General features: G+C 37.4%; 11 protein-coding genes. 4 read left to right on the top strand and 7 right to left on the bottom strand.

Features of this window, described 5'->3' with window-relative positions; genetic code table 11:
• The first annotated feature begins 16 nt into the window (after nucleotides 1-16).
• Nucleotides 17-883, top strand: coding sequence for a cation diffusion facilitator family transporter (locus F8153_RS05515; RefSeq protein WP_151865373.1), 867 nt, complete (start codon nucleotides 17-19; stop codon nucleotides 881-883).
• A 132-nt stretch (nucleotides 884-1,015) separates the two neighbouring features.
• On the opposite strand, the gene F8153_RS05510 is transcribed toward F8153_RS05515, so the two are convergent.
• The 4 genes from F8153_RS05510 to F8153_RS05495 all read right to left on the bottom strand — a co-directional run bounded on the left by F8153_RS05510 (nucleotide 1,016) and on the right by F8153_RS05495 (nucleotide 7,081).
• A complete protein-coding gene (locus F8153_RS05510) occupies nucleotides 1,016-3,388 on the bottom strand; it encodes a glycogen/starch/alpha-glucan phosphorylase (RefSeq protein ID WP_151865372.1) in 2,373 nt (790 codons plus the stop codon).
• 108 nt (nucleotides 3,389-3,496) lie between these two features.
• Nucleotides 3,497-4,537: a LacI family DNA-binding transcriptional regulator gene (locus F8153_RS05505; protein ID WP_151865371.1), complete on the bottom strand. Its 1,041-nt coding sequence runs from the start codon at nucleotides 4,535-4,537 to the stop codon at nucleotides 3,497-3,499.
• 285 nt (nucleotides 4,538-4,822) lie between these two features.
• Nucleotides 4,823-5,935, bottom strand: coding sequence for a GerAB/ArcD/ProY family transporter (locus F8153_RS05500; protein ID WP_151865370.1), 1,113 nt, complete (start codon nucleotides 5,933-5,935; stop codon nucleotides 4,823-4,825).
• A 36-nt stretch (nucleotides 5,936-5,971) separates the two neighbouring features.
• Nucleotides 5,972-7,081 carry a GerAB/ArcD/ProY family transporter gene (locus tag F8153_RS05495; RefSeq protein ID WP_151865369.1) on the bottom strand — a complete coding sequence of 370 codons (1,110 nt, stop codon included), beginning with the start codon at nucleotides 7,079-7,081 and terminating at the stop codon, nucleotides 5,972-5,974.
• An 82-nt stretch (nucleotides 7,082-7,163) separates the two neighbouring features.
• On the opposite strand from F8153_RS05495, the gene F8153_RS05490 reads away from it, so the two are divergent.
• The 3 genes from F8153_RS05490 to F8153_RS05480 are packed head-to-tail and all read left to right on the top strand — an operon-like array spanning nucleotide 7,164 to nucleotide 10,176.
• Entirely contained in the window at nucleotides 7,164-8,804 is a 1,641-nt protein-coding gene (locus F8153_RS05490; RefSeq protein WP_151865368.1) for a spore germination protein, read from the top strand.
• 5 nt (nucleotides 8,805-8,809) lie between these two features.
• The gene (locus F8153_RS05485) at nucleotides 8,810-9,952 is read left to right on the top strand and encodes a Ger(x)C family spore germination protein (protein ID WP_243136911.1); all 1,143 of its coding nucleotides are present in this window, start codon (nucleotides 8,810-8,812) and stop codon (nucleotides 9,950-9,952) included.
• Complete coding sequence (locus tag F8153_RS05480; RefSeq protein ID WP_151865366.1) at nucleotides 9,952-10,176, top strand: hypothetical protein; 225 nt, start codon at nucleotides 9,952-9,954, stop codon at nucleotides 10,174-10,176. The genes F8153_RS05485 and F8153_RS05480 overlap by 1 nt, the downstream gene beginning before the upstream one ends.
• 117 nt (nucleotides 10,177-10,293) lie before the next feature.
• On the opposite strand, the gene F8153_RS05475 is transcribed toward F8153_RS05480, so the two are convergent.
• The 3 genes from F8153_RS05475 to F8153_RS05465 all read right to left on the bottom strand — a co-directional run bounded on the left by F8153_RS05475 (nucleotide 10,294) and on the right by F8153_RS05465 (nucleotide 13,111).
• Entirely contained in the window at nucleotides 10,294-11,454 is a 1,161-nt protein-coding gene (locus tag F8153_RS05475; protein WP_279237116.1) for an MFS transporter, read from the bottom strand.
• Between the two features lie 161 nt (nucleotides 11,455-11,615).
• The gene (locus tag F8153_RS05470; protein ID WP_151865364.1) at nucleotides 11,616-12,650 is read right to left on the bottom strand and encodes a S1C family serine protease; all 1,035 of its coding nucleotides are present in this window, start codon (nucleotides 12,648-12,650) and stop codon (nucleotides 11,616-11,618) included.
• Nucleotides 12,572-13,111 (bottom strand): S-layer homology domain-containing protein, encoded by a 540-nt coding sequence (locus F8153_RS05465; protein WP_151865363.1) that lies wholly within the window; start codon nucleotides 13,109-13,111, stop codon nucleotides 12,572-12,574. The genes F8153_RS05470 and F8153_RS05465 overlap by 79 nt, the downstream gene beginning before the upstream one ends.
• Nucleotides 13,112-13,139: the final 28 nt, after the last annotated feature.

The raw sequence follows: 13,139 nt of genomic DNA, 5'->3' as shown, positions 1-13,139 counted from the left end.
ATTTGAGAGGTGTACTATGGATAGAGTAAAAATCGGAAGGAGAGCATCCCATATAACCATTACTGCCAATTTTTTTTTATGCATCTTTAAAATCATTGCAGCTATAGTTGGAAAAAGTAGCGCAATGTTGGCAGATGCCTTCCACAGCTTAGCCGATATACTAACAACAGCTGGGGTTCTTTTAGGGTTAAAGCTATCCAATAAGGAAGCTGACCAATGTCACCCCTATGGTCACGAAAAGTACGAACCAATAATAGCTAAGGTAATGAGTGCAATTCTAATCCTTACCGGCATTGCCATTGGTTATAACGCCATAAAGTCTATCATCCATAACGATTATTCTTCCCCTGGAAAAATCGCTTTAGTTGCAGCGGGGGTTTCCATTGTTTTTAAAGAGTTCATGTATCATTACACCAAGCATATTGCTAAAAAAATTAAAAGCATTGCCATGGAAGCTGATGCATGGCATCATCGTTCTGATTCTTTATCATCCATAGGAGCCTTCATCGGTATTTGGGGAGCAAGGATGGGCATAAGAATACTAGACCCTTTAGCAGGACTACTGGTTAGTCTATTAATTATTAAAGTTGGTGTAGAGTTTTATCTTAAGGCCATCGAAGAACTGGTGGATCATGCCGCCGATGAAAGGGTTGTTGAAAATATCACCCGAATCGCTTATGGAATAGACGGCGTGGAGTCTGTTAAATTAAAAACCAGAATCTTTGGGAATAAGCTCTATGCAGATATCTTGATTAGTGTTGACGGGAGTCTTTCTATTGAAGATGGCTGTAGGATTGCCACCAGTGTCCACAATGCCATAGAAGAGGAGATTGAAGATATTAAGCATTGCGTCGTGGAACTAGAGCCATATCCCCATCCATAACAAAAGCATTTATACACTAATTCTCTATCGGTAAAATGCTTTTCCCACTTAATTGAGGACAATAAGAACTTTCCTATTAAATGACAAGGGGCAGTGGAGGTTATATAACACCAACTGCCCTTTGTCATTCTGTTATATTGTAACCTCACGAATATTCCATATATCCCTTGCATATTCCCTAATGGTTCTATCAGAGCTAAACTTTCCTGCATTGCATAGATTTATCCAGCATTTTTTAGCCCATCCTCTTTTATTTCTAAAGTCCTTATCGATATCCATCTGGGCCCTTCGATAATCATCAAAGTCCTTTAATATAAAGTAATGGTCAGGAGAATGCCAGCTGGCTCCCTTTAAAAGGCTATTGTATAGTTCAAGAAACATACCGGTTCCACCATCATCAAAGGTTCCATCAATCAATGAGTCAACCACCCTCTTTAAGCCCTGTACATTCTCGTAAAAGTATATTGGATCATAAGTATCCTTTATTTCATCTAACTCCTCAACCCTAGCCCCAAATATAAAGTTATTGTCTTCTCCTGCCTCTTCAACAATCTCTACGTTGGCCCCATCTGGGGTTCCTAGCGTTGGGGTTCCATTCAGCATAAACTTCATGTTTCCAGTTCCTGATGCTTCTTTGCCAGCCGTTGAAATTTGTTCAGAAACGTCTGCTGCCGGGAAAAGCTTCTCAGCATAGGTTACTCTATAATTCTGAACAAATACTACCCTCAGCTTATCCTGAACCTCTGGGTCATTATTAATGAGGCCTGCAATTTCATTGATGAATTTAATGATCCCCTTAGCTCTGAAATAACCTGGCGCAGCCTTAGCTCCAAAAATAAAAGCCCGAGGAGCTAAATCCATTTTGGGGTTTTCTTTGATTCTATAATATAAATCTAAAATATGAAAAGCATTTAGAAGCTGTCTTTTATATTCATGCAACCGTTTGATTTGAATATCAAAAATAAAATTGGTATCGATACCAATGCCCTCTTCCTGTAGAATGTACTCTGACAACTGTCGCTTCTTATCTTCTTTGATTTCCATAAAAGCATCCAAAATATCTTCGTGATTTTTAAGGGTTTCTAAAGATTTTAGCCTTTCTAGATCCTTTAGCCAGTTAGAATCTCCCATAAGGCTTATTATAAACTGGGTTAACTCTCGATTGCTTAATGCCAACCACCTTCTAGGGGTAATACCATTGGTTTTATTCTGGAATCTTTCTGGATAAAGATTATACCAATTACTTAGCTCCTGATTTTTTAGTATCTCAGTGTGAAGGGCCGCCACACCATTGGTGGTATGGTTTCCATATATGGCTAGAAAGGCCATTCTAATACGATTATTAGAGATAATCTGCATATCTTTTATTTTCTCAGAAGGGTAACCCATACTACTAAGGTCTTTTAAAAGTTCCTTATCAATCAACTTAATGGTGGAATAGATTCTAGGCAATATTCTTTCAAATAAACCACAGTCCCACTGCTCCAAGGCTTCTGCCAAAATAGTATGATTGGTGTATGCAAAGGTTTTTTGACAGATTCCCCATGCTACTTTAAAGCTTAAGTCTTCTTCCATTAGTATGCGAAGTAGCTCCGGAATTGCTACAACAGGATGAGTATCATTCAGCTGAATTGCAGTATTTAAATGGAACTGTGAAAAGTCATCCCCCTTAGTTCTTTTGTACTTTTTAACGATATCTTTAAGGGATGCCGACACAAAGAAGTATTGTTGTTTTAACCTAAGAATCTTACCTTCCTCAGTGGAATCGTTGGGGTATAGTACCCTGGAGATATCCTCAGCTCTATTTTTTTCTGCAACAGCTTCATGGTATTTTTGATCATTAAATAATGTATAGTTAAAGTCCTCTAAAGCTTCTGCTTGCCATAATCTTAGGGTATTGATATTTTTTGTTTCATACCCTACTATCGGCAAATCATAGGGAACGGCCCTAACCCTTTGATCAGAAAATTCTACTACAACCGATTCTCCTTCTTTTCTGATACCCCAAGGGTTTCCGTCCTTTAACCAAGTATCCGCCTCTTCAATTTGAAAGCCATCGGAAAAGGTCTGTTTGAAGATTCCGTAGTTGTAGTAGATACCATAGCCAGTAACGGGAAAATTCAAGGTAGCACAGGAGTCCAGAAAACAAGCAGCTAACCTACCCAAGCCTCCATTCCCCAATGCAGCATCTGCCTCAGCCTCTTCTATAGCGTTAATATCGATATTTATCTCCTTTAAATAATCCTGTATATCATTGTAAATCCCTAAGTTTATTAAATTATTGCTAAAGGCCCTCCCCATTAAAAATTCTGCAGATAAGTAATAAGCTTCCTTACCCAGTGAATAGGCTTCAGTAGTCCCACTCCAATTTTCAATCAACTGCTCCAAAATCGCCCTAGATATGGCATAATATTTTTCTGGCGGTGTTGCCTTTGCCAAGGTTTTACCATAGTTAACCTTGACTAATAGTTCTGCGGTATCAATAAATCTTTTTTTGTTAATCATTTTATCCTCTCCCACCTTTAAAAGTATGATGAATATCTTTTTACCTCACGACTCATATTCTTAAGAAACTACTAAACCCTTAAGACTGTTAAATGAATTTAACTTTTACTAAAACAATAGATCTTCAGACTTTTTAAACCTTCTAATTTGTCTACAGGACTGTCTATCTATTATTTTAGTGGGAATTCTAACATGTTGATGGTTACCTTCCTTGTTGATTAAGTCCTTCAATAGAATAACACTCCTATGGATTATCTCCCCCTCCATTTGATTTACAGTGGTTATGGATGGGTGAAAATAGGCTGAATAATCAATATCATCGAAGCCCATCACTGAAATATCTTCTGGAATTCTTAGCCCTCTATCTAATATGGCCTTGGCTGCACCAATTGCCATGATATCTGATATAGCGAAAATGGCCGTTAGCTCTAGTTTTTTATCAAGCAACTTATTCATAGCCCTATAGGCCTCCTCGAAAGTATACAAGCCATACTCAAGATAATCTGGATGATAGGTAATTTCATTCACTTCTAAAGCCTTTAAATAACCTCTAAATCTAAGCCCTCCAATTCTATTGTCATTAGACCCTGAGGTTATAATTCCTATCTTGCTATGTCCTAAACGGCATAGATAATTAACAGCTTCATAGGCAGCTGATATATTATCAATAGCGAAGCTAGAGTATAAGCTTTCATCTATAGAGCTGCTGACTATTGAGGATATAAATAGGATGGGTACCTCCACCTCCTTTAATAAATCATCAGTTAAATCTTCAAATTCTCCCCCCAAACAAACCAAGGCTCTTAATCTTTTTTCCTTTATAAATTCTATTATAGCTGCCGAATCATTGGCATCATCAGGGTTGTAGTGGGTAATGATGGAATATCCTATGCTATTAATCCCCTGCCCGATTTCTTGAATCATTTTTGCAAAATAAGGATTATATATTCCCTTTACAAAAATTCCAATGTTATTGGATACTATTCTTTTTAGATTTCGAGCACTGTTGTTAGGTACATAGTTTAGGTCTTCAATAATCTCTAGTACCTTTTTTCTTGTAGCTTCATTTACATCGGGATGATTATTAATGACTCTAGAAACAGTACTTACTGCCACCCCCGCTGCAGCAGCTATGTCTTTTATATTCATAATGTCCCTCCCTCTACTGATGGTAACGTTACCAATAACGTTACTGGTACCGTTACCGATTTGGTTCTATATTATCATATATCAATCATTCTGAAAATAGTATTTTTATCAATTCAACCATTATATCATGATAAACCCTATAGCTCTACATATTAACTCTATAACGGCTCTTACCAAATAAAAGCTATATTTAGTACTTCTCAACCATATATAACTCTGTATAAGGAGGTGTCAATCCTTAAAAAGTAATAACCCTACTCTCATTACCCTTAGTAGTTAAATAGATTATGATTTCCCATCCTCCTTATGAACCCTAACTGTTATGTACAACAATATAGGCATGATGAATAATAAAGGAATAAACAGCACTAAGTAAGGTATAATGGCCACTGAAATCATATTAAATGTAGGTATAAAAAAGGTCATAGATAAACCAATTAATGCGGCTATAGGTACTGAAAAGGTTTGGGCATCATTAGCATGAAAATATTCTGATACAATTTTACACATTGCATAATAGGTAATGGTAAATTTATAAAAGGTGGTGGCGTAAAAAACCCCTATGAAGACAGCATCCAGTCTCTCCAACACATCCCCAACCTCAATAATTCTAATTGTGTTAAAGGGCGGGAAGGTTAATGATTTTAAAGTAGCCTCCTCATATGCTGAAATAGAAGCTATCCCTCTAAATGATAATAGTAATGTTGCCATAAATATCCCAGCAAAGGTGTATTTAGTAAACTTGTCACCATTATCAGCGGCTTTGCTGGTATACTGATAAAAAAATACGATAGGCAGTATTTGAGCATAGGGGAAATTCATATTAGGGATTGCCCCTCCGATAATGGGCATGATTCCATCAGCAGCAACGGGTAATAGATTGGAAAAATCTAGTTTAGGTATTGCAAAAGCAAAAAGCAGTGAATATAGAATAATCAGAAGGGGGAGAAGCAATTGGAGAAACCTAGAAATAATTTCTATCCCCAGCTTAACAGCATAGATGGCTGGGGCTATTAAAAAGATTAGAAAAATGTGTCCAGGAGTCTCTGGCATCGTAATCTTTCCAAAGTAATAAACATCCGATAGGATTAGGTTGGATAAAATAAAGAAGAAAGCCAGGTAATATAAATTAGCCAATCCACCGATAAATCTACCCCAATATCTATTTAATACCATAGGCATTGATTTGCTATTACTGATTGACAAAGGTTTATAATGTAGATAAATAACTAAATAACCCACAAAGGATGCAAGAATATTAGATAACCAAACATTCCTACCAGCCTCAATTACTCCTGGGAGGTATAAAATACTGGCTCCTCCCGCTTGGGCTATAGTTAACAAAAAAATCTGATAGTTAGAAATGATGATTTTGTTTTTAATTTTATCTCCTTCCATATTACCTCCTTTCTAGCCCTCTCTAGCTTCTAACGTTTACCCTTTAATATTTCCCTTAACATTAATTGTTACGTAAAGCAGTAGTGGTAAGATAAACAGTAATGGTAATGTAATAAAAAAATACGTTATGCTAGTCCTTAAGATGATGTTAAAGCTTGGCATTAAAAAGGGCATTGATAATCCAATTAAAACAGCTATCGGAGTAGAAAAAATTTTTACCTCAACAGCATTAAAATAATCAGATACAATTTTACAAGCTACGTAGTAGGTTAATGTAAACTTAAAAAAGGTGGTCCCATAAAAAATTGCGATAAAGATGGCGTCAAGCCTTTCTAATACATCCCCAACTTCAATAATTCTTATGGTGTTAAAGGGAGGAAAGGTTAGAGACTTTAAGGTAGCCTCCTCAAAGGCAGCTACAGAGGTAATGGCTCTAAAGGTTAACATAACCGTTATCAAAAACACTGCAGAAAATGTAGACTTTATAAATTTTCTATCTTTATTTATGTCATCTTTTATATATTGATAAAAAAAGACTATCGGCAAAAAATCTGCGAAGGGGAAGCTCATATTAAATATTGCTCCCCTTAGAATAGGTAGTATTCCATCGGAGGCTATGGGTAATAGGTTGGAGAAATTCAATTTTGGAATAACTAATATAAATAAAAAGATGTATAAGCCAATAAGTGGAGGTATGAGAAACTCTAGAAACCGTGACATTGCCTCTAGACCTAGCTTCACTGCATAAATGGCTGGAGCCATCAAAAATATTGCAAAAATATACCCAGGTGTTTCCGGCATGGTGATTTTGCCAAAATAAAAAACGTCTGAAAGAACCAGATTGCATAGTATAAACAGATAGTAAAAGTAATATAGGCAGACGATTCCACCTATAAATCGGCCCCAATATTTTGTTAGTACCATAGGCATTGAAATGATTTTACTAACTGATAAGGGCTTATAATGGAGATAAATTGCTAGATAACCAATAAAAGACGCAAGAATATTCGATAACCAAATATTTCTACCGGCTTCTATTACTCCGGGAAGATTCAAAATCGTGGCCCCTCCTCCTTGAGCGATGGTTAATAAAAAAATTTGCCAATAAGAGATGATTATTGGATTTTTCTGCTTAATATTATCCATTAAAAACTCCTCCCCATCATCTTCTAGTTTGTCATATTACAGCTAAATAATGCACACAATATTCTTCAAGGGAGGCGTTTGAATGAAGAAGCTAAAGAAAAGATCAAGAAAGTCTTTACATAAAGCCTGCGAGGGATATATTAATCAAAATCATGCTGAAAGCTTGTCTAATGAAGATGCCAGCTTGATTGGTTTTACCCTTAGCCTCAAGGAGAATATCGATATTATAAAATCCCTTTTATCCCACAGTGACGATATCATCATCAGACACTTTAAAATACCCACCATTCCAAGTATTGAGGGTGCGATAGTCTTCATTAAATCTATAGTGGATCTTAAGCTGGTGGAGTCTAATATATTAGCCCCCCTTATGTTGGGTTTAAAAGACCAATCCTCAGAGGAGTTGGGTTATTTTCATGCAAATATTAAAGCCCTTTTAGAAGAAAACCTCTCAAGCCATTCTATAGAATCCTATAACGATGCTAAAGCCGCCGTTTTAGAGGCATTAGGGGGAAATGGTATTATTTTTGTGGATGGTTTTCCTGCTGGAATAACTGTTGCCATAGGAAAGGGATCAAACAAGGAATCTGCAGAGCCCCAAACTGAGAGGGTTGTTAAGGGGCCCCAACAGGGTTTTGTTGAGGATTCAAGTGTAAATTTAGCTATGATCCGCCGAAGAATAAAATCTACGGATTTAGTGATTAGGGAATTTCAATTAGGTAAAGAAACCAAATCCAATATTGTGGTGGCCTACCTTAAAACCATAGCAGAGCCTGCAATTGTAGATGAAGTATTAAACCGTCTAGATGATGTAGGAAGGAATGTAGATGGTATAACCAGTACTGGTGGGATTGAAGACTATATAACGGATAATCCCCTTTCTCTGTTTCAGGCAGACTTTTCCACAGAAAGACCCGATAGAGCAAGTGCCATGCTGTTGGAAGGAAGGATTGCCATAATTTATGATGGTTCCCCCTTTGTCTTGATGGCACCATCTATCGTGGCTGACTTTTTTTCTACCTCTGAGGATTATTACTTAAATTTTTATTTTGCCACCTTCAATAGATTAATTCGATATTTCGGGGCTTTAGTGGTGATGTTTTTGCCGGCTATCTATGTGGCAGTTACCACCTATCATCAGGAAATGCTGCCCACTCGGCTGGCATTGACCCTAGCTGGTACCAGATCTGGCGTTCCCTACCCCGCTTATTTTGAGGCCCTTTTTATGGAGATGGCCTTTGAAGCCCTACGGGAGGCTGGGATTAGGCTCCCTACCCATATTGGTCAGGCTGTAAGTATTGTTGGTGCATTAATCATAGGCCAATCTGCTGTTGAAGCTGGTTTGGTTTCCCCTGCCGTTGTAATAATTGTGGCTACAACAGCAATCTTTTCCTTCACCATTCCCTTTTCAAATTTCTCACTAGGCCTTAGATTAACACGATTTATTAATATGACTCTTGCAGCATTATTGGGGATTTACGGTATCATCGCAGGATTTTTATTTATTGGTTTAACCCTTTCATCCCTCAGATCTTTTGGTGTACCTTTTATGGCACCCTTCGCCCCCACTAATCTTCAGGATATGAGGGACTATTTCCTGCGCCTACCCCAATGGGCTATCAAAAAAAGATCCAGTCATGTTGCAAATAAACAGAACCTTACTAAAAAGCAGGATCATTTAAAGCCCCAACCACCAATGGAGGAAGGAGGAGATGGTCATTGAAAAAAGTGAAGCTATTGGCTATCATGTTAATATGTATTTTACTTACCTCCTCCTGCTGGAGTCGAAGAGAGATTGAAAGCTTAGGGATTGTTTTAGGGATGGGTATATCTAAGACAGAGGAGGGTCTTTATACCGTTGTAGCCCAGGTAGCAAATCCTGGAGCAATCGTTGCTGAAAATCCAGAGGGTAGAGATGTGTATACCATTATGATTTCAGAGGGCTTATCGGTTTTTGACGCCTTAAGAAATATTGCGCGGTTAGCTAAAAGAAGATTGTATATAGCCCATATTCAGGTTTTTATTATAGATGAGGCTATTGCAAAGGAAGGTCTAGGGCAAGTTATGGGATTTTTTGTTCAGGTTATGGAGATTAGAATGGAGCCCTTTGTTTTCATTAGTAAACTCCCCCCTAAGGAAATTCTAGACACCCCAAATAGTTTAGGGTTAGTACCCTCTCTCGGGTTAAATATATTGGCTAGAGGATACGGTACCACCTCTAAGTATTATGTATCCAACCTCTTAAAAACAGTAGAGGCAACCAATAATCCCATTATAAACTATGTAACTACTTTGGTAGAAAAGCTTCCTCCAGCCACCAATGAGGAGCTTCCCTTTCTTAAGCTGACTCAATTGGCAGTATTTAAGGATCAGAGGTTGGTGGGCTATTTAGATGAAGAAGGTGGTCAAGCCTATAACTTCATTAGCAATAACTTTAAAAATGGGCTTATAACCTATGAATGTGGTAATACAGGTGATCAATATGTCATAGAAGTCCTTAGCTCAAAAGCCAAGATTCACCCCATCTATACCGATGAAAGGATCGGCTTTGATATTGAATTAAAGGTTGAGGGAAGTATCGCCGAAAGGATATCTTCAATGTATACCAAAGTTCCTATAGACATTGAGAAGGTAGAAAGGCAGCTAAGTCAGACTATAGAGGATAAGCTTACGAAAACCATAGCTTTGGCTCAGGAGGAGTATCATGTTGATATCTTTAATCTTAGTAGAAACTTTTCTATAAAACACCCTCAAAAATTTAAGGAAATTAAGGATCAATGGAATGAAGAATTTTCACGGTCGGATATTTCTGTAAAGGTTGAGGCCACCATCACCCACTCTGCCCTTAATGTGAATAGGGGGCGATTATAATGGATTACCTCATCTTTATTATGTTTTTTATCATCCTTTTGGTTATAGACTTTCTTAAATTAAACAAGGATGACAAAGGGGTTTTAAGTGTATATTTAACAATAGTTCTCATTAGTGCAATTGTTGTAGTAATTTACAGATACCAACTAATGCCTAGCCCCTTAGAAATTCTTATAGAAAAGATGGAGCCCATAACAAAGGCAATAGAAACGAAGTTTAAATAACTATTTTACATCAGAGAACTCTCCTCTCAACAAGTAAATGCCCAGCTTCGCTGGACACGCTCCTATTAAATAAATAAGGCTTTCCCTCATGGGTAGCCTTTATTTTATTTTATTCACCTATCTAAGAATTTTCCAGCGATTATAATGATACCTTAAGCTTAATATGATTGCCACAAAGGATAGACCCGCCTGAAACAACAGCATTCCCTTCATTCCTATGTTGTCGGAAAGCCATCCCGATAAGGAGGTTGAGAAAATTCCACTCAAACCATGGTAAATGGCCATACCAACCATTTGGGCCATTGTTTTTGTCTTAGGTGGACTTACCTCGTCGATTAGATATTTAGATATAAATACAATTATAGAAAAGGTTATAAACTGCATAGCTCCTAAACTAACTACAGCTGCTATACTATTGCTATATGCCACCAGAACCATTCTTATAGCCATTGCTAATGCAGCAAAGACTAATAATGCCGTCAGCTTATATTTTACCTTTAACCTTTTGGCATAAAAGAGCATAGGGATTTCACTGGTTGCAGCAACAAATAGATACAGGCCTACATGGAACTTTGCACCTCCGTAATTTTGTATAATAATTGGTGAAAAGGTTCCCGCTGCATGTAATCCAGAAAACAATAAAAATAGAATTACTAATAAATGTACATAGCTTTTATTTATTAAGAGCTCTTTAATATCCTTGAAGGTTACCCCCTCAGTTAAATTAACCTTGTCACCCTTTGCATCCTTCATATTATAGAGGGCTCCCAAAAGGAGGATGGTCATAATTCCATAGAGAACATAAATGATATCCCAGCCCATCCTGTCAATTAATGATCCTACTAATATGGCTGATATCCCCCAGCCAGCCGATCCTAAAGCCCGAATACCTCCAAAGTTTTCTTTTATCTCAGAATCACTCTCTAAAACCCAGCTGTCTGTTAGTCCCATAGCGGATGATTGAAAAAAACCTATAATAACTATAAACACCATCATGTAGGTAGAATTCTGGGACTGAAAGAAAAATATGATGCTTATGCTGAGAATGATCATGGAAATTATAAAAATCTTTTTAATAGTCCCCTTTACGTCACAAATGTAGCCTGTAACAAATTGTCCTACCACCCCTGATAAAATCATAAGGGAGGCAATTATTCCAATATAGGTATTGTTCATACCTAGGCTTTTTAAATATGGGACGATAAAGGCCCAAAATATAGCCATTGTAAAATAAAACAAAAAATAAGTCCTTTTGAATTGAAATAAGACTTTAGACAAAGAGTCACCAGCTCTCTAAATTTAATAATAATAAAACTCCACAATCATTATAGCACTGTTTGTTTATCATTACACTGTAGTATTTTGGTTTTCTATAGGTAAATATTTGTATAATAAAATCCACCAGTAAGCTGGTGGATTATGATTATACTTAATTAAAACTACTCAATCCATTCATAATAATACTCATCTGCATCCTTATCGGAGACAATCACTAAAAGGGGAGCCCATACAGACCATGTATCGTCTTCTTCATCATAATAAACTGCATTATCCTCTGTTATACTATTGTAGGCGAAGGTATAGGGATAATTAGTGAAACCTCCATAGCTTTTGTATATATGATAGTACTCGGCGTCCTCAACAAAGTCCCAGTAGAGCCAAATTTTCCTTGATGACAAGGTTTTCGAAAATAGCCCAAAGGGGGTGCTTAGCCTAATTTCTTCATACATTTCATCAATACTTAATTCCCTATTAACCTGCAATAAGGGTTTCAAATCATTGATGGGTATCGCTAAGTTTAGGTTTTGTCCTTCAACAAATATAGCTGATGTTATTCCAATAACCTGCCCATTACTATCTAATAAGGCTCCTCCGCTACTGCCATCGGATATTGGAGCAGAGGTTTGAATAAATCTTAGTCCATCAATCTCTCTGTTTTTACTGCTTACCAGTCCCTCTGATATTGTGTTAGATAGTCCCAAGGGGCTGCCTATTGCTAAAACCCTTTGTCCATTTAAAACCTTATCTGAGTCTCCTAGTGGAACTGTGGGGAGATTGGTTCCATCTACCTTTAGGATGGCGATATCCCTTTCTACATCATAATTAAATACACTAGATACATCTAAGATTGTCCCATCTTCAAAGGTAGCAGTAACTCTATTGCAACCCTCTACTACATGGTAGTTGGTTACTATGCTACCATTTGAGTCTATTGCGAAACCACTTCCTGTTGCTATTAGAGTGTCGTTGATGTCATAACATTGGATAAATACCATTGCTGGCATAGCCTCCTCGGCTATTACGCTGGGCTCAAAGGGCCTATTAGATATAGTAGTGTTGAACTTTTCATAGGTTCTTACTACTAGGGCAATGGCCTGCTCCCTTGTGGTATTGCCTAGGGGGTTAATTTTGTTTTCCCCACACCTCCAATAATCCCATATCCATTTAATAGCTTTACGGAACCCATTGCCCAATCTGAAATCTTGTTTTCATCGGCAAAGGGGCCAACTGGACTGGTGTTGGTAGCATTAATACCAGCAGCTGTAATGTTTCTATTAAGCATTACAGCAATTTCTTGTCGAGTTACTGGATCAGCCGGTGCAAAAACTCCGTTTCCCCTGCCTCCTACAATCCCTAAGCTATTGGCTTTTAAAACCTCTGGGTTTGAGGTATCCTTAAAGGGATTATCTAAAACCTCAGCTGCCTTACTACCCTTTAGAGATTCATACAGCTTTACAGCTAATTCTGCAAATTCTTCCCTCGTTATATTGCTTGTATAATCCTCTAAAACCTTTTCTGTAACTAGATTAAAGGATTTGGCTTTTTCGATTTCCGTTACGGCCCATGAGCTTGGAGTACTGGCTAAGGCCTGTAGTGGTAGAGCTAAAAGCATTAGGATTAATACCAGACTTGCTATTAGTTTATTGTACCTCATTCACTTACCCCCTTTTGATTAGTTCTCT

It is taken from the genome of Alkaliphilus serpentinus (assembly GCF_009017255.1).
In the GTDB taxonomy this organism is placed as follows: domain Bacteria; phylum Bacillota; class Clostridia; order Peptostreptococcales; family Natronincolaceae; genus Alkaliphilus_D; species Alkaliphilus_D serpentinus.
This window is presented reverse-complemented; position numbering and strand designations above follow the sequence as displayed.

Bases quoted from the DNA above. Each gene is read 5' to 3' on its own strand.
- F8153_RS05510 (WP_151865372.1), bottom strand. From the start codon at position 3,388: ATGATTAACAAAAAAAGATTTATTGATACCGCAGAACTATTAGTCAAG.
- F8153_RS05490 (WP_151865368.1), top strand. From the start codon at position 7,164: ATGAAGAAGCTAAAGAAAAGATCAAGAAAGTCTTTACATAAAGCCTGC.
- F8153_RS05515 (WP_151865373.1), top strand. From the start codon at position 17: ATGGATAGAGTAAAAATCGGAAGGAGAGCATCCCATATAACCATTACT.
- F8153_RS05505 (WP_151865371.1), bottom strand. From the start codon at position 4,537: ATGAATATAAAAGACATAGCTGCTGCAGCGGGGGTGGCAGTAAGTACT.
- F8153_RS05480 (WP_151865366.1), top strand. From the start codon at position 9,952: ATGGATTACCTCATCTTTATTATGTTTTTTATCATCCTTTTGGTTATA.
- F8153_RS05465 (WP_151865363.1), bottom strand. From the start codon at position 13,111: ATGAGGTACAATAAACTAATAGCAAGTCTGGTATTAATCCTAATGCTT.
- F8153_RS05495 (WP_151865369.1), bottom strand. From the start codon at position 7,081: ATGGATAATATTAAGCAGAAAAATCCAATAATCATCTCTTATTGGCAA.
- F8153_RS05500 (WP_151865370.1), bottom strand. From the start codon at position 5,935: ATGGAAGGAGATAAAATTAAAAACAAAATCATCATTTCTAACTATCAG.